The 22,437-nt window shown below is 64.2% G+C and carries 21 protein-coding genes; 9 read left to right on the top strand and 12 right to left on the bottom strand.

Annotated features, from left to right (window positions below):
• The coding region (locus VK804_RS07230) for a zinc-binding dehydrogenase (protein WP_325369350.1) at positions 1-394 on the top strand (394 nt) is incomplete at its 5' end.
• A 4-nt stretch (positions 395-398) separates the two neighbouring features.
• Here VK804_RS07230 and VK804_RS07235 read toward each other — a convergent pair.
• The 5 genes from VK804_RS07235 to VK804_RS07255 form a co-directional block, all read right to left on the bottom strand.
• A complete protein-coding gene (locus VK804_RS07235) occupies positions 399-1,622 on the bottom strand; it encodes a bifunctional alpha/beta hydrolase/OsmC family protein (RefSeq protein ID WP_325369352.1) in 1,224 nt (407 codons plus the stop codon).
• Between the two features lie 65 nt (positions 1,623-1,687).
• A complete protein-coding gene (locus VK804_RS07240; RefSeq protein ID WP_325369386.1) occupies positions 1,688-2,353 on the bottom strand; it encodes a sulfite oxidase-like oxidoreductase in 666 nt (221 codons plus the stop codon).
• Positions 2,354-2,367: 14 nt separating this feature from the next.
• Positions 2,368-3,690 carry an MFS transporter gene (locus VK804_RS07245; RefSeq protein ID WP_325369354.1) on the bottom strand — a complete coding sequence of 441 codons (1,323 nt, stop codon included), beginning with the start codon at positions 3,688-3,690 and terminating at the stop codon, positions 2,368-2,370.
• 41 nt (positions 3,691-3,731) lie between these two features.
• On the bottom strand, positions 3,732-4,934 hold the full coding sequence (locus VK804_RS07250; RefSeq protein ID WP_325369388.1) for a cytochrome P450: 1,203 nt from the start codon (positions 4,932-4,934) through the stop codon (positions 3,732-3,734).
• Between the two features lie 120 nt (positions 4,935-5,054).
• Positions 5,055-5,258 (bottom strand): ferredoxin, encoded by a 204-nt coding sequence (locus tag VK804_RS07255; protein ID WP_325369356.1) that lies wholly within the window; start codon positions 5,256-5,258, stop codon positions 5,055-5,057.
• Between the two features lie 159 nt (positions 5,259-5,417).
• Between VK804_RS07255 and VK804_RS07260 the strand changes: the two genes are divergently transcribed.
• Positions 5,418-6,065 carry a TetR/AcrR family transcriptional regulator gene (locus VK804_RS07260; RefSeq protein ID WP_325369357.1) on the top strand — a complete coding sequence of 216 codons (648 nt, stop codon included), beginning with the start codon at positions 5,418-5,420 and terminating at the stop codon, positions 6,063-6,065.
• A 107-nt stretch (positions 6,066-6,172) separates the two neighbouring features.
• On the opposite strand, the gene VK804_RS07265 is transcribed toward VK804_RS07260, so the two are convergent.
• Entirely contained in the window at positions 6,173-7,594 is a 1,422-nt protein-coding gene (locus VK804_RS07265; RefSeq protein ID WP_325369358.1) for an amidase, read from the bottom strand.
• 95 nt (positions 7,595-7,689) lie between these two features.
• Here VK804_RS07265 and VK804_RS07270 point away from each other — a divergent pair, with 95 nt between their 5' ends.
• The gene (locus VK804_RS07270; RefSeq protein ID WP_325369360.1) at positions 7,690-8,553 is read left to right on the top strand and encodes an alpha/beta hydrolase; all 864 of its coding nucleotides are present in this window, start codon (positions 7,690-7,692) and stop codon (positions 8,551-8,553) included.
• A 107-nt stretch (positions 8,554-8,660) separates the two neighbouring features.
• On the opposite strand, the gene VK804_RS07275 is transcribed toward VK804_RS07270, so the two are convergent.
• Together VK804_RS07275 and VK804_RS07280 are read right to left on the bottom strand one after the other, a co-directional pair.
• A complete protein-coding gene (locus VK804_RS07275; protein WP_325369362.1) occupies positions 8,661-10,139 on the bottom strand; it encodes an MmgE/PrpD family protein in 1,479 nt (492 codons plus the stop codon).
• 4 nt (positions 10,140-10,143) lie between these two features.
• Positions 10,144-10,920 carry an SDR family oxidoreductase gene (locus tag VK804_RS07280; protein ID WP_325369364.1) on the bottom strand — a complete coding sequence of 259 codons (777 nt, stop codon included), beginning with the start codon at positions 10,918-10,920 and terminating at the stop codon, positions 10,144-10,146.
• Positions 10,921-11,074: 154 nt separating this feature from the next.
• Between VK804_RS07280 and VK804_RS07285 the strand changes: the two genes are divergently transcribed.
• A complete protein-coding gene (locus tag VK804_RS07285) occupies positions 11,075-12,154 on the top strand; it encodes a tartrate dehydrogenase (RefSeq protein WP_325369366.1) in 1,080 nt (359 codons plus the stop codon).
• A gap of 32 nt (positions 12,155-12,186) precedes the next feature.
• Here VK804_RS07285 and VK804_RS07290 read toward each other — a convergent pair whose 3' ends face one another.
• The 3 genes from VK804_RS07290 to VK804_RS07300 form a co-directional block, all read right to left on the bottom strand.
• Positions 12,187-13,323, bottom strand: a complete 1,137-nt coding sequence (locus tag VK804_RS07290; RefSeq protein WP_325369368.1) for a DJ-1/PfpI family protein — start codon at positions 13,321-13,323, stop codon at positions 12,187-12,189.
• A gap of 219 nt (positions 13,324-13,542) precedes the next feature.
• Positions 13,543-14,454, bottom strand: coding sequence for an NAD(P)-dependent oxidoreductase (locus VK804_RS07295; RefSeq protein ID WP_325369370.1), 912 nt, complete (start codon positions 14,452-14,454; stop codon positions 13,543-13,545).
• 18 nt (positions 14,455-14,472) lie between these two features.
• A complete protein-coding gene (locus VK804_RS07300; protein WP_325369372.1) occupies positions 14,473-15,723 on the bottom strand; it encodes a Zn-dependent hydrolase in 1,251 nt (416 codons plus the stop codon).
• Positions 15,724-15,813: 90 nt separating this feature from the next.
• Here VK804_RS07300 and VK804_RS07305 point away from each other — a divergent pair, with 90 nt between their 5' ends.
• On the top strand, positions 15,814-16,638 hold the full coding sequence (locus VK804_RS07305) for a putative hydro-lyase (RefSeq protein WP_325369374.1): 825 nt from the start codon (positions 15,814-15,816) through the stop codon (positions 16,636-16,638).
• Positions 16,639-16,836: 198 nt separating this feature from the next.
• Here VK804_RS07305 and VK804_RS07310 read toward each other — a convergent pair whose 3' ends face one another.
• Positions 16,837-17,493, bottom strand: coding sequence for an aldolase (locus VK804_RS07310; RefSeq protein WP_325369376.1), 657 nt, complete (start codon positions 17,491-17,493; stop codon positions 16,837-16,839).
• Here VK804_RS07310 and ltnD point away from each other — a divergent pair.
• From ltnD to VK804_RS07330, 4 genes are all read left to right on the top strand, one after another.
• A complete protein-coding gene (gene ltnD, locus VK804_RS07315) occupies positions 17,492-18,538 on the top strand; it encodes an L-threonate dehydrogenase (RefSeq protein ID WP_325369378.1) in 1,047 nt (348 codons plus the stop codon). The genes VK804_RS07310 and ltnD overlap by 2 nt on opposite strands.
• A gap of 18 nt (positions 18,539-18,556) precedes the next feature.
• A complete protein-coding gene (otnI, locus tag VK804_RS07320) occupies positions 18,557-19,339 on the top strand; it encodes a 2-oxo-tetronate isomerase (RefSeq protein ID WP_325369380.1) in 783 nt (260 codons plus the stop codon).
• Positions 19,336-20,613 (top strand): 3-oxo-tetronate kinase, encoded by a 1,278-nt coding sequence (gene otnK / locus VK804_RS07325; RefSeq protein ID WP_325369382.1) that lies wholly within the window; start codon positions 19,336-19,338, stop codon positions 20,611-20,613. The genes otnI and otnK overlap by 4 nt, the downstream gene beginning before the upstream one ends.
• A gap of 198 nt (positions 20,614-20,811) precedes the next feature.
• Positions 20,812-22,437 (top strand): efflux RND transporter permease subunit (locus tag VK804_RS07330; RefSeq protein ID WP_325369384.1); only part of this gene is annotated, 1,626 nt, incomplete at its 3' end.

A 22,437-nucleotide genomic window follows, 5' to 3' on the forward strand; every position in this document is an offset into this window, starting at 1 on the left:
CGCGGTCGATGTCGCCGCACGGGTTCGCGAACTCACCGGCGGCAAGGGCGCCGACCTCGTGTTCAATACCGTCGGCGATCCCTATTTTCAGGCGGCGCATCAATCGGTGGCCTTGCGCGGACGTCAGATCCTGATCGCCACCATCGAGCGGATCGTGCCGTTCAATATTCTGGAATTCTATCGTGGCCAGCACACTTACGTCGGCATCGATACGCTGGGGCTGTCGTCGACCGCGACCGGTGCTGTGCTCAGGGAACTCGGCGCCGGATTCGCCAGCGGACATTTAAAACCGTTTCCGATTCAGCCGAGCGCGATCTATCCGCTGCAAGACGCCAGACGCGCTTTTCTTGCGGTCGCCGGCTCGTCGCGCGATCGCGTGGTCTTGCGGCCTTAAGTCGTCAATCGGCGGCCACGGTCACAATGCGTATCTCCGACGCCAGTGTGCGATGCACCGGGCATTTGTCGGCGATCTCCATCAGCCGCTGGCGCTGTTCGGCGTCGAGATTGCCTTCCATGGCGATCACGAGGTCGATCTGGTCGAGCATCCCGGCCTCGGTTTCACATTCGGCGCAATCTTCCGCGTGGATCTTGCGGTGGCTGAGCGTCACGGTGGTCCGCTCCAGCGGCAGCGATTTGCGTTCGGCGTAGAGCCGCAGGGTCATCGACGTGCAGGCGCCGAGCCCGGCGAGGACAAAATCATACGGCCCGGGTCCGGTGTCCTCGCCGCCTGCGGCAACCGGCTCGTCTGCCAGCATTTGATGCGGCCCGATCGAGACGGTCTGCTGGAATTTGTTCGCTCGCGTCTCGCGGACCACCACCGGGCGCGGCGCTTCACTGAGATCGGCGGCCTGATCGGGCATCATGGGATCGAGGTAGCGCGTGACCCAGGCCGCGATGACATCGGCGACATAGGCGTCATCGCGCCGCTTGCTCAGCAGGTGGTCCGCGTCGGCCAGCGACACAAAACTCTTGGGATGTTTTGCCGCGAGGAAGATGCGCGTGGCGTTGTCGATGCCGACGGTGTCGTCGGTCGGCGAATGCATGACCAGCAGCGCCTTGTGCAGGTTCGTCACATGCGCCATCAGGCCATGCTCGGCGATGTCGTCGAGGAATTTGCGCGTGATGTGGAACGGGCGGCCCGCCAGCGACACCTCGACATTGCCCTGCTTGCGGATGTCCTCGATGCGATCCTTGAACAGGCCGGTGACGTGGGCGGGATCGGAGGGCGCGGCGATGGTGACCACGGCCCTGGCATCCGGTATCTGTCCGGCCGCGGCGAGCACCGCGGCGCCGCCAAGGCTGTGGCCGATCAGGATCGCCGGCGCCTTTCGGGTGTCGCGCAAATGGTTGGCGGCGCGCACCAGGTCGGCGACGTTCGAGGAGAAGGTGGAATTGGCAAAATCGCCTTCGCTGGAGCCGAGCCCGGTGAAGTCGAACCGCAGCACCGCGATGCCCTTGGCCGAAAGCGCAAGCGCGATGCGCCGCGCCGCCAGCACGTCCTTGCCGCAGGTAAAGCAATGCGCGAACAGCGCGTAGGCCACCGGCTCGCGGTCGGGCAGGTCAAGGGCGGCGGCGAGCTGATGGCCGCCTTCGCCGGTGAATTGGAAACGCTCGGTCGGCATGGTCGGTCTCCATCTTTCTTTACCTCTCCCATCGGGAGAGGTAACGATGAACTCTGGCCGTGGCATCAATCGCCGGAATATCGCTCTTCCTTCCACGGGTCGCCGCGATTGTGATGGCCGCGGACTTCCCAGTAGCCCGGCGCGTCGTGCTCGACGAATTCGATGCTCTGCAGCCACTTTGCGCTCTTCCAGAAATACAGATGCGGCACCACGAGCCGCACCGGGCCGCCATGCTCGGCTTGCAGCGGCGCGCCCGACCATGAATGGGCGAGCAGGGCGTCTTCCGCGGCGAAATCTTCCAGCGACAGGTTGGTGGTATAGCCGTCGTGCGAGTGCAGCACGACGTGATGCGCCTCGTCGCGCGGCCGACAGGCATGGAGCAGATCGCGGGTCGCAAGCCCCTCGAACTGGTTGTCGTAGCGCGACCAGGTGGTGACGCAATGGATGTCGGAGACGAATTTCGTCTGCGGCTGCGCGGAAAACTGCGCAAAATCCCAGAAGATCGGATGCTCCACCGCGCCATAGACGTCGAGCCGCCAGCGCTCGCGCGAGATGTTCGGCATCACGCCGAGATCGAGGACGGGCCAGTCCCGGGTCAGATGCTGCCCGGGCGGCAGGCGCTGCTCCTCGGGGCGCGAAATCTTGCCGGTGAGGAACTTCCCCTCGCGCGCCCAGCGCTGCTTGCTGCGGGTGAGTTTCGATTCCGGAGGCTCGTCGTTCTCGCCGGCCATGTTCAGCGCCTTCGTCATTCGTGGCGATGCATCGCCGATTCGTGCTTGGTATCGCGCATCGTCGTATAGATGATCAGCGAAAGAAAGATGATGCCGCTGAGGTAGTAGTAAAACCAGTCCTCATGCCCGAGGCTCTTGAAATACAACGCGATCGCCGGCGCCGTGCCGCCGAACACCGACACCGTGATCGCGTAGGGCAGGCCGACGCCGAGTGCGCGGACATTGGTCGGGAACAGTTCGGCCTTGACGATGGCATTGATCGAAGTGTAGCCGGCGACGAACAGCCACGCCGCGCAGATCAAGAGGAAGGCAATGACGGGCGATTTCGTTTCCTTGAGTGCGGACAGGATCGGTATCGTCGCCAGCGTGCCGGCAGCGCCGAAGAACATCAGCAGCGGCTTGCGGCCGATGCGATCGCTCAGCGCGCCATAGGTCGGTTGCAGCAGGGTCGCAAAAATCAGCGAGCCGAAGATCACCAGGGTGGTCTGGTCCTCGGTGAGGCCGACGGACAGGTGGACGAAGGTCTGCATATAGGTGGTGAAGGTGTAGAACGCCGCTGTGCCGCCGGCGGTCAGGCCCACCACCAGCAACAACTCGCGCGGATATTTTAATAGGCCCGTGATCGAGCCCCGCGGCTTGCCGGATTTCACGGCATCGACGAAGGCGTCGGTCTCTTGCAGCTTGCGCCGCATCACGGCGGCGAAGATGGCAAGGCCGGCGCCGATCACGAAGGGAATCCGCCAGCCCCATGCCTTCAACTCCTCGGGCGTCAAAAACACCTTCTGCAGCAGCAACAGCACGATGATGGCGGTGAGCTGGCCGCCGATCAGGGTGACGTATTGGAAGCTGGAATAGAAGCCGCGATGGTGGGCGTCGGCGACTTCGCTCAGATAGGTGGCGCTGGCGCCGTATTCGCCGCCGAGACTCAATCCCTCGATCACCCGCGCCAGCGCCAGGATCGCCGGCGCGGCAAGGCCGATCGAGGCGTAGGTCGGCGTCACCGCGATCATCAGCGAGCCGAAGCACATGCAGACCACAGATAGCGTCAGCGAAATCCGCCGTCCGTAGCTGTCAGCGATGGTGCCGAACAGCCAGCCGCCGAGCGGACGCATCAGGAAGGTCGCCGCGAACAGCACGGCGGCGTTGAGCTGTTGCACCACGGGATCGCTGTTCGGAAAGAACGCCGGCGCGAAGTACAGCGCGAACGCCGTATAGGCGTAGAAATCATACCATTCGACGAGATTGCCGACCGAGCCGATGAAAATCGCCTTGATCCGCCGCTCCGCGTCGGCGAGATCGAGATGGTCGGGTACCGGGTTTATGGCTTCAACGCTCATCTCGGCCTCCAGCAACGGTGAAGGCAGCTTGGTAGCAGACTTCAGCCCGCCTTTCCAAACAGCACCGGAAGCTGGCGCGGTCCGCGCACCGTGCCTTCCGACCATTTGACCTTGCCGGCCGGATCCAGCCGGAAATCCGGAATCCGCTTCAGCCATTCCTCGATCGCGACCGTCATTTCCATGCGCGCGAGGTTGGAGCCGACGCAGCGGTGGATGCCGAGGCCGAATGCGGCGTGGCGGTTCTCCTTGCGGTCGATCACGACCTTGTCGGCATCCGGGAACATGGCCGGATCGCGGTTGGCGGCGGGGAACGACAGCAGCACCATGTTGCCGGGTTTTACGGGGCAGCCGCTGATGACGGTTTCCTTCATCACCTCGCGCGCCATCGTCACCGGCGCATAGGCGCGCAGCAATTCCTCGACCGCGGTCGGTATCAGCGAGGGTTCCGCGACCAGCCGCTCGCGATCCGCCGGCGTCTTCGCCAGGTGCCACAGCGATGAACCGATCGCGCTCCAGGTGGTGTCGATGCCGGCGATCAAGAGCAGCCGCAGCGAGCCCAGCACATGCTCGTCGTCCAGCGGATTGCCGTTCTTGTCGCGCGCGTTCATCATCGTCGAGATCAGGTCGTCGGTCGGACGATGCTTGCGTGCCTCGATATGGCCGCCGAAATAGTCGGTCATCTCGTGGACCGCGCGCATCAGTGCATCATTGTCCCTGATGCCGAGCTCGAGGATCTCGTGAATCCATTTGATGAAGAGGTCGCTGTCGGTTTCGGGAATGCCGAGCATGTGGGCGATGGCGCGAACCGGAATGTATTTGGTGTAACGCGCCGCGGCATCGCATTTGCCGTCCGCGATGAATTCGTCGATCAGCTCGTTGCAGATGGCGCGAACCCGGGGCTCGAGCTTCTTCATCGCGTCGGGCGTGAACGGCGGCAGCAGCAGCTGCTTGGCCGGCTTGTGCTCCGGCGGATCGGACGTGATCGGCGGGGCGGCGTTCCTCGTCACCTCCGGCCGGATGTCGCGCACGACGACGCGGCGCGAGGAGAAATGTTCGGTGTCGTGGGCAATCTCGCGCACCGCCTCATAGGTGACCGGCAAATAGCAGCCGAGGAAGCGCTCGGTGTGTACCACCGGGCTGGCGGCCCGCAGCTCCTCCCAGATCGGAAACGGATTTTCGGTCCAGCGCGGATCGGTGTGGTCGAAATCATGGACCCAGTCGGTGACGGGGGGATGCTCCGGCATCACCTTGTCGGGATCGGGCATGGCATGGGCGGGTTCGGACATCGGGATCAATTCCTTTTGCTTCATTCGCTGGAGCTGGATGCGAGGCAGGCTTCAAAGCGGCGAAGCCGGGCGCCGGGATCACTCCTCGGCGACTTCGATCGCGATCTCGGGGCAATTGGACTTGGCGAGCCAGGCCTTGTCCTCGAGGCCCGCGGGCACGCTGCCGTCGCCGATCTCGTGCGCGTTGCCGAATTCGTCGAGGTTGAACAATTCGGGCGCCAGCGACTTGCAGCGGGCATGGCCCTGGCACTTGTCCTGGTCGACGTGGATTTTCAGCGGCATGACTGACGTTCCCCTTGGTCGGACGCGTTTCGGAAGCGCGTCCAGATCCCGATATTGGCCTTGGCGGCATTTGCCTCTTGGCTGCGCCTCTAAGTTATAGCATATTACATTCGCGCCCGCCCCGCTCGTCAAGCGGAAAATAAGAGATTGTTCCCTCGAATGCCGTCCCGACCCGCCCGCAAACCCCAAAATACCTATCACCATGGCGACCTCCGCGAGGCGCTGGTGCAGGCGGCGCTGCGGGAAGCCGAAGCGGGAGGGCCGGAAGCCATCAGCATCAAGGCGCTGGCGCTTGAGCTCGGCGTTTCGCAGCCGGCGCCGTACCGGCATTTTGCCGACCGCGAGGCGTTGCTGGCGGCCGTGACGACGGAGGCATTCCGGCAATTCACCGCGAGCTTACGGGAATCGATCAGGCGGCCATCGAAGCGCTCGAAACTGTCGCGGCTGGCGCACGCGACGCTGGCCTTCGGTCTTAACCGCAACGGCATCTATCGCCTGATGTTCGCGTCGCGAATCATGGCCTGCGCGCCAAAGGACAGCGAGCTCCATGCCGCGGCGATGGAAACCTTCGCGCTGCTGCTGGAGGCCATGGAAGCGCCCGCGATCGGGCTGTTGCGCGAGCAGCACGCGCTCAAGATCTGGGCCGCGCTGCATGGCGTGGTGATGCTGGCGGAGCAGGGGCTGTTGACCGGACAGGTTGCGCAGATGACCCGGGAGGAATTGGTCGAGGATATCGTCGAGCAGACCAAACTGGCGTTGTCGGTCGCGATCGAGGCGGCAGGTCGCGGTGCGACGTTGGTTCGATAAAATTAGCCGAGACTCTGTAGGGTGGGCAAAGCGAAGCGTGCCCACCATCTTTCTTGCGTCGTGAGATGGTGGGCATGGCGCAAAGAGCGCCTTTGCCCACCCTACGGCTACTTCGCTGACCTTGGATCGATCGGCGTCGTGCCGCGCAGGCCCAAAATGTCCTCGAGCAGCCTCGCGCCGGACAACAGCTGTGCCTCGCCGCGCGGCGGCGCCACCATTTGAAGCCCGACCGGCAGGCCGGATGCGGTGAACCCGCACGGCAGTGACAGCGCCGTGGCGCAGGTCAGCGTGATGGCGTAGACGATGCCGAGCCATTCGACGTAGTTGTCGAATTTCCTGCCGGCGCATTCGGCGACATAGCGGTTCTCGACCGGGAACGGCGCCACGATGGTCGCGGGCGCCAGCAGCAGGTCGTAGGTCTTGAAAAACTCCAGCATGCGCGCGGCCATCGCGACGCGCTGGGCTTCGGCGCGCTCGATCTGCTCCACGGTCAGCTTGAGGCCTTCCTCGATGTTCCAGATCACCTCGGGCTTGAGCAGGTCGCGCTTGCCGCGCAGCAGCGCCGCCTTGCTGAGCGCAAAATCGAACGCACGCAGCACATGGAAACATTCATGGGCTTCGCGCAGGTCGGGATGAGCCTCCTCGACGATGATTCCGGCTTCGGCGAAGCGTTGCGCTGCCTTGCGGGTGATGGCAACGACTTCCGGATCGACCGGCGTGATGCCGAGATCGGGAGAATAGGCGACGCGTTTCGGTTTCTTGCCGGAGCGGGCGGCGGACAGAAAGGACGCCGGCAGCAGGGGCAGCGACAGCGGATCGGCTGGGTGCTCGCCGCTCATGGCGTCGAGCAACAGCGCAAGATCCTCGACGTTACGCGCCATCGGGCCCTGAACACCGAGATTGCGATCGATCGCGGCGACCGGGGTATGCGCGACGCGGCCGATGCTCGGCCTCAGGCCGACGATGCCGCAGAAGCTAGCGGGGTTGCGCAGCGAGCCGCCCATGTCGGAGCCGTGTGCGAGCCACGCCATGCCGGTGGCGAGCGCCACCGCGGCGCCTCCCGAGGAGCCGGCCGCGGAGCGGGACGTGTCCCACGGGTTTCGCGTTGCGCCGAATACCTCATTGAAGGTGTTGGCGCCGGCGCCGAATTCCGGCGTGTTGGATTTGGCGTAGATCACCGCGCCATTGTCCTCGAGACGTTCGACCAGGATGTCCGAGCGTGCCGGAATATTATCCCGGTAGATCGGCGAGCCCTGCGTGGTCAGTACGCCCTCGACATTGGTCAGGTCCTTGATCGGCACCGGGAGGCCCGCGAGCAGGCCGCGCTCGCCGACGGGCTTTTTCATCAGGGCTTTGGCACGGTCGCGGGCGCGATCGAAGCAGAGCGTCGGCAGCGCATTGACCTTGCCGTCGACCTCGGCGATGCGCTGTTCCAGCACGTCGAGCAGGTCGAGCGGCGTGACCTCGCCGGATCTAAGCTTTTCTACGACGGCGCATGCCGTCTCGTGGATCACACCCTGTTCTGCCACTTGTGTCTCTCCCTGCCTTCCCGCTTCTGGTAGCGGGTTGGCGAGCGGTGTAAAACATTTTCTGTCAAAACGGAAACGCCGGGAGAATCTTGACCATGACCACGCCGTCAGATGCGCCGGACTGGCGCCAAATGAGCCGGCAAGAACTCGACCTCGGGCTCAACAATGGCGTGGCGGTCAAGGGCAGCGCCGACATCGTCGCCGGCTGGGACCTGCGCTCCGCCGCGATCAAGGCGCGCTATCCCGGCTATCTCGACCTTCGCTACGGCCCGCGCGAGCGCAACCGCATCGATTTCCTGAAGGTGCGCGACAGGGGGCCGACGCTGTTGTTCATTCACGGCGGCTACTGGCAGACCCGCGCCAAGGAAACCTTCACGCTGTTCGCGGAAGGCGCGATGGCGCACGGCATCAATGTCGCGCTGATCGGCTACACGCTGGCGCCCGAGGCTGTGCTCGATCAGATCGTCGGCGAAATCCATGCGGGAATCGATTTTCTTAGCCGCCAATTGCCCGCCTTCGGCGGCGACGGCAGCGGAATGGTGGTGTCCGGCTGGTCCGCTGGCGGCCATTTGACGGCGATGGCGCTGTCGCATCCGAAGGTGAGGGCGGGGATGGCGATCTCCGGCATCTACGATCTCGAGCCGATCCGCGCCAGCTATCTCAACGAGAAACTGAAACTCGATGAAGAGATGTCGCGCCGCAACTCGCCCATGATGCAGGGAGGCGGCGCGGCAAAACCGCTGTCGCTGGTGGTCGGCAGCGCCGAGCTGCCGCTGTTGCGCAGGCAGACCGCTGACTTCGCCGGCCATCGCGCCCGGTACGGCTTGCCCGTGACGTATGAAGAGATCCCCGGCGCCGACCATTTTTCGATCATGAGCGAGATGGCCTCGCCCTCGGGGCGGATCACGACAATGATCCGGCAATTGTTCGAGCGGACGGCGGGGTTGACGTCATCCTGAGGAGCGGCGTCTTCGCCGCGTCTCGAAGGATGACTAACACCGCTGCCTGCTGCCATCCTTCGAGACGCCGCGCAAATGCGCGGCTCCTCAGGATGACGCCGTGGCGATCACGCCACCGTCGCCGCGATCAGCGCGCTCACCTGCGGCAGGTTCTCCACTCCCCAGAGCAGGCGCAGCAAATTGTCGACGCGATCGGCGGCAAGATGCTTCTGCGCCAATAGCCGGAATTTTTCTTCCATTTCCGCATCCGTCATCGGATTCTTGAAATGCCCGCGGTGATATTCGACGCGAACGGTTTTGCGCGCGCCCGATTTGAGCACGACTTCCAGTTCGCAGAGATTGAATTCCTGCTCGGTCCTGTCGGCTTCCTCCGAAGGCAGGATTTTAACCAGGCTCACGAGGGCGAGCAGGCGCGGGTCGTGCAGATAGGGGTCCTCGTAATATTCGGGCTCGATCTTGCCGTACATCAGCACCAGGCCCGCCGCATAGGGAATGCTGTGGTCGGCGGTCTCGTGCGTCTTCGGTGTCCACTTGTCGGGACCGTCCGCCATGATCTTGATCGCGGAATGCGAGACGTGGATGTTGATCTCCTGGATGTCGTCCGGGGTCTGGAAGAACGGCCGCATTTCCACGGCGGCCTGGGCGACGGTTTGCGAGAATTGTCCGAGCGGAAAGCGCTTGGTGAAGGCGCGGCGGATGCCGTAGGGCTCGCCGAGCTGCGGCGGCGCGACCGGCTGATGCCCCATCACCTTGAAGAAGCCATAGCGGCCCTCGAACACCTGGCCCGGGCCGGTCATGCCGTTTTGCGCGAGCTGCGCGGCAAAGATCGCCTTGCGGCAGGCGTCGGCCGCGGCAAAAGCCTTCCAGTTCGACAACTCGTCGGCGCGGCCCTGCCGGGTCGCGGTGTTGCCGCCGACGGTGATTCCGATCGCCTGGACCATCTGCTGCGCCGAAAGCCCCATCAGTCGGCCGGCGCCGACCACGGCCGCGATGCCGGTGATGGTCGAATGGTCGATGCCGTTGCCAAGATAGTCGAAGACGTCGGCGACCTTGCAGAACACCTCGTAGGCGAGCACGGTCGCGGTGACGAGATCGCGGCCGCTGCGGCCGTTCTGTTCAGCCGCGGTCAAAAGCGCCGCGATGGTATCGCTGGGGTGCCCGGCGCCATGGGTGAGGCTGACAAAGGCGTCGTTGAAATCGAGGTACCGGATCATGACGCCGTTGGCGAACACCGCCAGGTCAGGGCTGGTCTTGGTGCCGCTGATCAAGACGGTTGCGGGCTGTTTCGAGGTGACGTCGCCGGCGAGCTTGATGGCGATCCTGCTCGGGCCTACGGCATAGCCGCCGAAGGCGCAGCCGACGGTGTCGAGAATGGTGCGCCTGGCGATGCGGACGACATCCTTGGGAATATCCTCGTATTTCAGGTCGGTCGCATAGCGGGCCAGCCTCACTGCCAGCGGCTCTTGGCTGCTTCCAGCCGTCGCTTGAACCTGCGCGGTCTGCGCCAGCGCCGGAAGGGCAGGCGCGCTTCCCGCGAGGCCTGCCGCCGCCACCTGCCTCAGGAAATGACGCCGCCCGATGGACATTTGGCTATCCCCAGCCGGCGGCGATGCCGCCATCCACCGTGAAGATCACGCCCGAGGTATAGCCGGAGCGGTCCGACGCCAGGAACGCCATCAGGTCGCCGATCTCGCGGGCATGCGCGGGACGGCCGAGCGGCAGGCCCTTCTGGAATTCCTTGTAGCGGTTTTCGTCGCCGAACTGATGTTTGGCGCGCGTCTTCAGGAGCGTGACGTGGCGGTCGGTGCCGACCGGGCCGGGATTGATGCCGACCACCCGGATATTGTCGGCGAGGCTTTTGCCGCCGAGCGCGCGGGTGAACGCCATGATCGCAGCATTGCCGGCGCTGCCGCAGATGTAATTGGCGTCGAATTTCTCGCCGGCGGCGCCGATGTCGTTGACGATGACGCCGCCGCCGCGCGCCTTCATCTGCGCATAGACGGCGCGGGTGAGGTTGATGTAGCCGAACACCTTCAGGTTCCAGGCGTGACGCCAGGTCTCCTCATCGATCTTGTCGATCGAGCCGCCGGGAATGTCGCCGGCATTGTTGATGAGGATGTCGATGTCGGCAGCCTCCTTCGCCAGCCGCGCCAGATCCTCCGGCTTGCGCAGGTCGACGACATGGGCCGAGGCGTCGATCTGGTGCGCCGAGCGCAGCCGCTCGGCCAGCGCCTTCAACTGGTCGCCGCTGCGGGCGGCGAGCATGAGATGACAGCCTTCCTCGGCAAAGGCCTCGGCGGCGGCAGCGCCGATGCCTTTCGAGGCGCCGGTGATCAGGACGCGCTTGCCGCGCAAATGCAGATCCATGGGATTTCTCGCTGGTTGGGAGATGTCTGGCGGGTGGCTGGATTTCATCAGTTAGGCCGCGGCAACGGAAGAGGTCAACATTGCACTGCAGCGTTGCGCCCGGCTCAACTTTGGTCCATTGCTCCGGGCAAAACGAGGCACAAGGAATCTCTCGATGAGCAGCCAAAAGAAGCAATATCGGATCGCGGTCATTCCCGGCGACGGCATCGGCAAGGAAGTGATGCCGGAGGGCCTGCGCGTGCTGGAGCAGGCGGCGAAAAAGCACGGCGTGGCCGTGCATTTCGATCATTTCGACTTTGCCTCGTACGACTACTACGAAAAACACGGCGAGATGATGCCGGAGGACTGGAAGCAGAAGATCGGCAAGCATGATGCGATCTATTTCGGCGCGGTCGGCTGGCCCGCGAAAATCCCCGATCACATTTCCTTGTGGGGCTCACTGATCAAGTTTCGCCGGGAGTTCGATCAGTACGTCAATTTGCGCCCCGTGCGCCTGATGCCCGGCGTGCCGTCGCCGCTGGCGGGCCGCAAGCCCGGCGATATCGATTTCTGGGTGGTGCGCGAGAACACGGAGGGCGAATATTCCTCCGTCGGCGGACGGATGTTTCCCGACACCGACCGGGAATTCGTCACCCAGCAGACGGTGATGAGCCGGATCGGCGTCGACCGCATCCTGAAGTTCGCCTTCGAGCTGGCGCAGTCGCGGCCGAAGAAGCATTTGACCTCGGCGACCAAATCCAACGGCATCTCCATCACCATGCCCTATTGGGACGAGCGCGTAGAGGCGATGGCGAAGAACTATCCCAAGGTGAAGTGGGACAAGTATCACATCGATATCCTGACCGCGAATTTCGTGCTGCATCCGGACTGGTTCGACGTCGTGGTCGGCTCCAATCTGTTCGGTGACATCCTGTCCGACCTCGGCCCCGCCTGCACCGGCACCATCGGCATTGCGCCCTCAGGCAACATCAACCCTCCCGGGCTTTTCCCGTCGGTGTTCGAACCGGTGCACGGTTCCGCGCCCGATATCGCCGGCCAGGGCATCGCGAATCCGATCGGCATGATCTGGTCGGGCGCGATGATGCTGGAGCATCTCGGCGAGAAGGCTGCGGCAGCCTCGATCGTCGCCGCGATCGAGCGCACGCTCGGCGAACGCACGTTGCGCACAGGGGATCTCGGCGGCAATGCGGATACCACAACCTGCGGCAAGGCGGTCGCGGAGATGGTGGAGTAGGGGCCTTACCTCGAGAAGGGAAAGCGTGGCCGCTAATTCTTCTTCACCGCGATGAATGACGCCGTGTAGCCGGCGGCGCCGCCGTTATGCGGCTTGGCGCGGATCAGCGAGCCGACCAGCGCGGGCACTTGCGAGGTCGCAGCTGGCCATTTGTAGGCGACGCAGCCGTTATAATCATATTCCCAGCCGTCGGTCTGACTGCCGGGTCGGCCAAGCCCGATAATCGCGAAGGCTACCGGCGTATCCGCACCGCCGGGCTTGATCGTGCCGGAAAGGTCGAGTCCCCCACTGCCCCAGTCGATCACCCCCTTGAACGTGGTGTCGGACACCGCCTCGAAGCTGAACTCGGCCTCGGCGAAGAAAAGACCGAGCGCCTTGTTCGGGTCGCCGTCCACCGGCATCGGATCGTTGCGGAAGCTGCGATAGGTCCATTTGCCGGCGAGGTCTGAACTGGGCATCGGCATTGCTCCTGGAGCTGAACATCGGACATCGGGATGACCGCAAAGTGCCAACCGCACTATGAGGACGGCTGGCCCTTCCACGAGAAGAAGCACTTCTTGCCCGGATCCGGGGATCGTGCTGTCCACCGGCGGCCGCGGATAATACTGGAGGGACTGCTGCACATCCTGGGCGACCAGCGTGCCCCTGAGCAGTTCGACGAGCCGCAACGCCTCGTCGAGGCCTGACGAGATTCCCCCGCCGGTCAGGCGATTGCGATCCTGCACGAAGCGGGGGTTGCCGTCGGCGACGGTGACCTTCTTGAATTCCTTCAGGCACGGCACGAAGTTCCAGTGCGTGGTGGCCTGATAGCCGTCGAGCAGGCCGGCAGCGGCCAGCAGCAACGCGCCCTCGCAGACCGAACAGACCCAGTCGGCGGTGGCGGCGGTGCTCTTGAGATAATTCATGTAGTCCGGATCCGAGCCGCCCATCATGGCGGCCAGCGCATCCGGGTTGCCGCCGGGCACCCAGAGCACGTTGAGCCGCGGGGTGCTCTTGAAGTCGTGGGTGGGGAGAAAGCGGAAACCGTCCCGCGTCTTGATCGGCTTGTCGGGGGCCGCCGCGATCAGCCGCAGGTCGGGCGGCGGATCGTCCATCCAGCTCAAGACCTCGTGGGGACCGGTGACGTCGAGCAGGTCGACGCCCTGATAGACGGGAATGCCGATGATCATTTGACGCTCCATATGATTGATCTGAAAAGCATCGCGGCGAACGGCAGAGGGACTGCCGGATCAATGCGCGGCATAGCGACCTCCCTCAAAATGGAATCTTCGGGGACGACCACGGAACGAACCAGTTGGCGACGTCCGAGCCCGGCCAAAATAAAACAACTTAAGGTAACATATAGCAAGAATAACGACCGGACAACTGCGGATGCGACGGCTGAATCTTTAGCCGCCCGCGATCCGCCGGCAATGCTCCCACGCCGCCCGGATCAGATTCTCGCTCGCCTCAGGCGTGCGGAACGCCGAATGCGCCGACAGCGTGACGTTCGGCAGTTTGGTCAGCGGATGATCCGCCGGCAGCGGCTCGATGTTGAAGACATCGAGGCCGGCATGGCGGATATGGCCGGACTTCAAGGCGTCGATCATCGCGGCTTCGTCGACCATGGCGCCGCGCGCGGTGTTGACGAGGATGACGCCCGGCTTCATCGCGGCGATGCGTTTTGCGGAAAGAAAGCCGCGGGTCTCGTCGTTGAGCAAGAGGTGCAGCGAGACCACCTGGCTCCGCGCCAATAGTGCATCGAGTTCGACGAATTCAACGCCGGAAAATTTCTTCGGGGACCGGTTCCAGGCGATCACCCGCATGCCGCTGCCGAGCGCGATGCGCGCGACCTCACTGGCGATGCCGCCAAACCCGATCAGGCCGAGCGTCTTGCCGGTCAGCTGCATGGCGTCCTCGCGCAGCCAGTTACCGGCGCGCATCGCGCGGTCCATTCGCGCGATGCCGCGCGCGGCCTCCCACATCAGCGCAATAGCGCATTCGGCCACGGCCGTGTCGCCATAGCCCTTGATCAGGTGAACCTCGATGCCGAGTTCGGCGAGTTCCTCAGGGTTCATGTAGCTGCGGGCGCCGGTGCCGAGAAACACGACATGTTTCAAGCCGGTGCAGCGCCGCGCGACGTCGGTCGGCAGCGCGGTGTGGTCGATGACGACGATTTCGGCGCCATCGAGCAGAGCCGGCATCTGCTCCGCTTTGATGTCGGGATCGCGATTGATGCGCACCGGCGGATCGCCTGATTTTTCCAGCCGCTCGAAAATCACCGCCAGCGATTCATTGGCATCGACAAATACACCGCGCACTGAAATCTCCTTACGTCTCTATGAAGCGACGCCGGCGAGCGCCAGCACGGTATGCATCAACACATTGGCGCCGGCGGTGCAATCGGCTTGGGTCGCATCCTCAAGTTCATTGTGGCTGACGCCATCCTTGCAGGGCACGAAAATCATCGCCGCGGGAACGACGGTGGCGAGGTTGCAGGCGTCGTGGCCTGCGCCGGAGGTGATGCGGCGGTGGCTGTAGCCGAGCGCCTTGGTCGAATTCTCGACCGCGTCGACCAGTTTCGGGTTGAAGATGGTCGGCGGCTTGCGCCAGATCGCCTCGAAGCCGATCTCGACCCTGCGCCGCGCGGCGATCCCGGCCATCGCCTCGCGCAATTCCCGGTCGATCGCCTCGAGCGTTTCGGAATTGGGGCTGCGGATATCCGTCGTAAACGCGATTTCGCCGGGGATGACGTTGCGGGAGGGCGCGGCGATCACAGCCTCGCCGACGGTGCCGACCGCGTTCGGGCCATGCGCCTTGGCGATGCGTTCGACCGCCAGCACGATTTCGGACAGCGCCGCCAGCGCGTCGCGGCGCAGCGGCATCGGCGTGGTGCCGGCATGGCTTTCAAAACCGGTGATCTTGCCGTCGTACCAGATGATGCCCTGGCCGCGATCGACGACACCGATGGTCTTGTGCTCGGCCTCCAGCAGCGGTCCTTGTTCGATATGCAATTCGACGAAGGCGCCGAATTTCCGCGCGCCCACGGCTTCGCTGCCGCGATAGCCGATGCCGTCGAGCGCCTCGCCGACGGTGACCCCAGTGGCGTCCTTGCGCGCCAGGATGTTGTCGGTGGTGTACTCGCCGGCATAGGCGGCCGACGCCATCGTCGCCGGCGCAAAGCGCGAGCCTTCCTCGTTGGTCCAGTTGCAGATGCAGAGCGGCGTTTCCGTCTCGATTCCTGCATCGTTCAGCGTGCGCACCACTTCGAGCGCCGCCAGCGTGCCGAGTACGCCGTCGTATTTGCCGCCGGTCGGCTGAGTATCGAGATGCGAGCCGAGCCCGACCGGGGGTTTTGTCATATCGCGCCCCCGGCGCAGGCCGAACATCGAGCCCAGCGCATCGACATGGACCTCGAGGCCGGCGGTTTCGCAGGCTTCGCGGAACCAGTCGCGCACCTGCTTGTCCTCGGGGCCCAGCGTCAACCGCCGCACGCCGCCCTTGGGGGTAGCGCCGAATTTCGCGGTTTCGTGAATGGTGTCCCAGAGGCGGGCGGAATCGATCTGCAGATTGGAGGCGATCTTGCTCATTCAGCCCGTCCGGAAATCCTGTTGGTGCGTGTCTTGCGGCGGCATGGTAGAACTCCGCAAGCCCCCCTGTCGAGGCATGGAGCGCATGCGATGATCGTTGGTCTGGCGAAGAAAGAACAAGGCAGCTATAGCGAACCGGAAATATCGCCGAGCCTCGAGGCGCGGCTGGCTTGCCGCAACGGCATGGCGGGGACGACCGCCGGCATCGCCAACGGTTTTGTGCAGGGCAATCTCGCGATCCTCCCGGAAAAGCTCGCGGCCGCGTTTCACCGCTTCTGCCAGCTCAACCCGAAACCGTGCCCCATCATCGGCATGTCCGATGTCGGCGACCCCCGCATTCCCGCGCTCGGACTCGACCTCGACATCCGGACCGACCTGCCGGGTTATCGTGTCTGGCGCGACGGCGAGGTGGTGGACGAGCCGACGGATATCAAGCCGCATTGGCGCGACGATCTCGTTGCCTTCGTGCTGGGATGCTCGTTTTCGTTCGAGGAGGCGCTGATGGCGGACGATCTGCCGATCCGCCACATCGAGCGCAGCGTCCGCGTGCCGATGTACCGCACCAATATCGATTGCGCGCCCGCGGGGCCGTTCGCGGGCCCCATGGTGGTGTCGATGCGCCCGTTCAGGCCAAAGGACGCGATCCGCGCGGTGCAGATCACCTCGCGCTTTCCCGCCGTGCACGGCGCGCCGGTGCATCTCGGCCATCCGGAGATGATCGGGATCAAGGATATTGCCAAGCCCGACTACGGCGATCCGGTGCCGATAGAGGCCGATGAAATTCCGGTGTTCTGGGCCTGCGGCGTGACCCCGCAGGCCGTGATCGCGGCGGCAAAACTGCCGTTCGCGATCACGCATGCGCCCGGCTTAATGCTGGTGACGGATTTGCAGAACAAGCGGCTCGCGGTGCTTTGAAACCGTCATTGCGAGCGCAGCGAAGCAATCCATCTTTCTTCCTTGTTGCTCCATGGATTGCTTCGTCGCAAGGGCTCCTCGCAATGACGTTGAAACACTTCCGTCATGCCCGGGCTTGTCCCGGGCATCCACGTCTTTCTTGGCGTTGCGCACGAAGACGTGGATGGCCGGGACAAGCCCGGCCATGACGAGAAGGGGTCACTCCTGCCCGTGTTCCGGCAGCGTCAGCCCGAACGTCTTCGACAAATCCGCGATCTGGTCCGGCGAGAGATAGCGCGGGTTCAGCCCGCGCAGCAGCAAATAGAGTTTTGCGGTCTCTTCCAGTTCCTCGATTGCGAACACCGCGGCTTCCAGCGAATCGCCTGACACCACCGGGCCGTGATTGGCGAGCAGCACGGATGAATATTTGCCGGCTAGGCCCTTGATCGCATCGGCGACTGCGGGATCACCGGGCCGATAATACGGCACCAGCGCGGTCGCGCCGCATTTCATCAAATAATAGGCCGTCATCGGCGGCAGCGCGGCGCGCGGGTCGATCTCGGGCAGCATCGAGAGCGCGACCGAATGGGTCGAATGCAGATGCACCACCGCGCGGGCGCTGGTCCGGGTCTGGTACAGCGCGGTGTGCAGCGGCACTTCCTTGGTGGGGGCATCGCCGGAGGCGAGTTTTCCGTTAGCGTCGAGCCGCGACAGCCGCGCCGGGTCGAGGGAGCCGAGCGAGGCGTTGGTCGGCGTCACCAGCCAGCCGTCCTCCCACCTCACGCTGATATTGCCGGAAGAACCCGGCGTCAGGCCGCGCTCGAACAGCGAGCGGCCGAGCCGGCAGATTTCCTCGCGGACCTTGCTTTCGGTCATGACAATATCCTGGCAGCATCCTCTTTGCCGCCTTGTCTCACGCTTTGGCAGCACGGCCAAGCCGTGTTACGCAAGTGGCAAAGCCGTTGCCGAATTTCGGCTGAAAAGGAACCTGAGGGAGAATTGCCGCATGCCCGAAACCGCAAAACCGCGCGTCGCCGTGATCGGGCTGGGCTCGATGGGATTTGGCATGGCGGCTTCGCTTCGCCGGGCCGGTTTTGACGTCACCGGCTGCGAGGTCTCCCCCGAGATCGTGGCGCGCTTCGTCGCCGATGGCGGCAAGGCCGCCAAGACGCCGGCGGAGGCCGCCAGGGACGCCGATGTCGTCGTCAGCGTGGTCCTCAACGCTGCGCAGACCGAAGCCATCCTGTTCGGCAAGGACGGTGTCGCCGAGACGCTTGCCAAAAATGCCGTGGTCGTCTCCTGCGCAACCATGGACCCGGACTCGGCGCGGCGGCTGTCGAAACAATTGGAGGCGACCGGCCGGCATTATCTGGACGCACCGATCTCGGGCGGCGCGCAGCGCGCGGCGCAGGGCGAACTGACCATCCTCGCCTCGGGCAGCGCCGCCGCCTTCGCCAAGGCAAGGCCCGTCCTCGACGCCATGGCGGCGAAACTCTATGAGCTTGGCGATGTCGCCGGCCTGGGCGCCGCCTTCAAGATGGTCAACCAGCTGCTGGCCGGCGTGCACATCGCGGTTGCCTCCGAGGCCATCACCTTCGCCGCCAAGCAAGGGCTCGACCTGCAGAAGGTCTATGAGGTGATCACGGCCTCCGCAGGCAATTCCTGGATGTTCGAAAATCGCATGCCGCATGTGATCGCCGGCGACTACAAGCCGCGAAGTGCGGTGGAAATATTCGTCAAGGATCTCGGCATCGTCCAGGACATGGCCCGCTCCGCGCGATTCCCCGCGCCTTTGGCGTCCGCGGCGTTGCAGATGTTCCTGATGGCTTCGGCGTCGGGCATGGGCCGCGACGACGACGCCTCGGTGGCGCGGCTGTACGCCCGGATCGGCGCCGCGGAGCTGCCCGGCAAAGTGAAATAGCGTACAAGAGGACGTCAGATGCCCCGTTTCGCCGCCAATCTCTCCATGATGTTCAACGAAGTGCCGTTCCTCGACCGCTTTGAAGCGGCCGCAAAGGCAGGCTTTACCGCTGTCGAATTTCTGTTCCCCTACGACCATCCGCCCGAAGAGGTCGGCAAACGGCTGCATGGCAACGGCCTGACCCAGGCGCTGTTCAACCTGCCGCCGGGCAATTGGGAAGCCGGCGAGAAGGGGTTTGCCGCGTTGCCGGATCGTTTTGCCGACCTGCAGAAGAGTCTGCACACGGCGCTGCCCTACGCGCAGGCGACCGGCGTCAAGCGCGTCCATCTGATGGCCGGTATCGCCAACAGAGGCGACCGCAAGGCGGTGGAAGCGTTTTACAAATCGGTCGCCTGGGCGGCGGAGTTCTTCGCGCCGCACGGCCTCGACGTGGTGATCGAGCCGATCAACCCGCGCAACGTGCCAGGTTACTTCCTCAACGATTTTTATTTCGCGCGCGACCTGATCGTTGAATTGAAGATTCCGAACCTGAAATTGCAGTTCGACATCTATCATTGCCAGATCATCCATGGCGACGTCACCATGCGGCTGCGCGAGATGATGCCGATCATCGGTCACACCCAGATCGCCAGCATCCCCTCGCGCAACGAGCCGGACGGCGAGGAACTGAACTATCCCTTTGTGTTCGCCGAGCTCGACCGGCTCGGCTACAAAGGTTTCGTCGGCTGCGAATATAACCCTCGGGCGAAGACCACGGATGGGCTTGCCTGGTTCAAGCCCTATGCTGGAAAAAAGCCGTGACGCTCAAGCTGGGCTGCATCGCCGACGACTATACCGGCGCCTCCGATCTCGCCAACACGCTGACCCGTCAGGGTTTGCGTACGGTGCAGACCATTGGCGTGCCGTCCGACGACTTGGCGCTGCCGGAAGTCGACGCGGTGGTGGTGTCGCTGAAAAGCCGGTCGATCGAGGCCGGTCTTGCGGTACAGCGCTCGCGGGCGGCGGAAGCATGGCTGCGCGGGCGCGGCGCCGATCACGTGCTGTTCAAGATCTGCTCGACCTTCGATTCCACCGACGCCGGCAATATCGGTCCCGTGATGGACGCGCTGCGTGCCGATTGCGGCGACAGTATCGTGCTGGTGACCCCGGCATTTCCGGAGACCGGACGCACCGTCTATATGGGCAACCTGTTCGTCGGCTCGGTGCCGCTGAACGAGAGCCCGCTAAAGGATCATCCGCTCAATCCGATGCACGATTCCAACCTGGTGCGGGTGCTGACGCGCCAGAGCCGGAACAGGATCGCGCTCGTCGCGCTCGCCGACGTCGCGCGCGGTCCCGATGCGGTCCGCGCGCGGCTCGCCGACCTCGCGGCGCAAGGGTTCGGCGCAGCCATCGCGGATGCCGTGTTCGACCGCGATCTGGAAACCATCGGCCAGGTCGCGCTGGACCATCGCCTCTCCGTCGGGGCCTCCGGCATCGGGCTCGGTGTTGCGCGCGCGCTGGTGGCATCCGGCCGGGTCAAGGCGAATACCGACAGCACTACGGCCGAGGCGCCGATCGGCGGGCCGGCGGCATGTCTCGCCGGCAGTTGTTCGCAGGCGACATTGCAGCAGATCGCCAGCGCGGAGGCCGTGATGGCGGTGCTGCATCTCGATCCCGATCAGGTGGTTGCGGGCAAAGAGGAGGCGCGGCGCGCGCTGTCCTGGGCCAGGGACCGCCTCAAGCAGGGCCCGGTCCTGATCGCGTCGAGTTCGACGCCGGACCAGGTCGCGGCCCTGCAGGCCCGTCATGGCCGCGATGCGGCCGGACATGCCATCGAGCAGGCGATGGCCGACATCGCGGAAGGCCTGGTGCAGGCAGGCGTCCGGCGGCTGGTCGTCGCCGGCGGCGAAACTTCCGGCGCGGTGGTCGATCGGCTGAGAATTCCGGGCTTTCTGGTGGGCGCGGAGATCGCGGCCGGCGTCCCGGTGCTGCGTGCGGTCGGCACCAGCGGCGGCGACATGCTGCTTGCATTGAAATCAGGCAACTTCGGCGGAGCGGAATTTTTCTCCGACGCGCTCGCGCTGATGCGCTGAGAAACGGCCCGCAGTTTAGGTATTCTGACGGAGAACTGGGTTAACGGCGAAATCCAGGCCCGGCTGACAGGGAAGTGAAGACGGATGGTGCGCCGGAGGTTGGCTATTTTGCTGCAGTACGGTAAATCAGCGCGGTCGAATTGACGTTATCGCGGGTGGGTTCCGCGCCGTTGGTTCTGATTGGGGATTGCCTGCTTTATGGTCGCACTGGTCCGCATCGCCCTGAGCCGGCCGTATACGTTCGTCGTGCTGGCGCTGCTGCTGCTGATCATCGGCCCGCTGGCGGCGCTGCGCACGCCGACCGATATTTTTCCGGACATTCGCATCCCGGTGATCGGCGTGGTCTGGCAATATACCGGGCTGCCGCCGGACCAGATGTCGGGCCGCATCGTCACCCCGTTCGAACGCGCGCTGACCACCACCGTCAACGATATCGAACATATCGTCGCCAATTCCTATAACGGCTTCGGCATCGTCAAGATCTTCTTCCAGCCGAACGTCGATATCCGCACCGCCAATGCCCAGGTCACCGCGATCTCGCAGACGCTGATCAAGGCGATGCCGCCCGGCGCCACGCCGCCGCTGATCCTCAACTATTATGCCTCCACGGTGCCGATCATCCAGGTCGCGCTGTCAGGCGATGGCCTGACCGAGCAGAATCTCGCCGATATCGGCATCAACCAGTTGCGCACGCCGCTGATCACGGTGCCTGGTGCGGCGATTCCCTATCCCTATGGCGGCAAGATGCGCCAGATCCAGATCGACCTCGATCCGCAAGCCTTGCAATCGCGCGGCCTGTCCGGGCAGGATGTCGCCAACGCGCTCGCAGCCCAAAACCTGATCACGCCGGTCGGAACGCAGAAGATCGGCGGTTTCGAATACAACATCCAGCTCAACAACTCGCCGCTGCGGATGGAGGAGCTCGGCGACCTGCCGATCAAGACCGTCAACGGCGCGATGGTCTATGTCCGCGACATCGCCAGCGTGCGCGACGGCAACCCGCCGCAGACCAACATCGTTCACGTCAACGGCAACCGTTCCGTGCTGATGATGGTGCTGAAGGCCGGTTCGATCTCGACGCTCGACATCATCGCCGGCATCAAGCGCAAGGTCGTCGAGGTCAAGGACCAGTTGCCCGACGCGCTCAGGATCGGCTTCATCGGCGACCAGTCGGTGTTCGTGCGCAGCGCCATTGCCGGTGTCGCCTACGAAGGGATCATCGCGGCCCTGCTGACCAGCGTGATGATCCTCTTGTTCCTCGGAAGCTGGCGCTCGACCCTGATCATCGCGGTTTCAATTCCGCTTTCGGTGTTCGGCGCGATCATGATGCTGTGGGCGATCGGGGAGACGCTGAACATCATGACGCTCGGCGGCCTGGCGCTCGCGGTCGGCATCCTGGTCGACGAGGCGACCGTCACCATCGAGAACATCAACTATCATCTCGAACAGGGCAAAGAGGTCGAACGAGCCATTCTCGACGGCGCCAACCAGATCGTGGTGCCGGCCTTCGTCTCGCTGTTGTGCATCTGCATCGTGTTCGTGCCGATGTTCTTTCTTTCCGGCATTGCGCGCTTTTTGTTCGTGCCGATGGCGGAAGCCGTGATGTTCGCCATGGTGTTGTCGTTCCTGCTGTCGCGCACGCTGGTGCCGACCATGGCGAAGTATCTGCTGCAGCCGCATGTGCATCATGCCGAAGGCGAGCGGCCGCGCTCGCGCAATCCGCTGGTGCGGTTTCAACACCGCTTCGAAGCCGGCTTCGAGCGGTTCCGCAGCGGCTATCGCGACCTGCTCGGGCTGGCGCTGCTGCACCGGCCGACATTCGTG

The sequence above is a fragment of the Bradyrhizobium sp. genome, assembly GCF_035484855.1.
Lineage (GTDB): Bacteria > Pseudomonadota > Alphaproteobacteria > Rhizobiales > Xanthobacteraceae > Bradyrhizobium.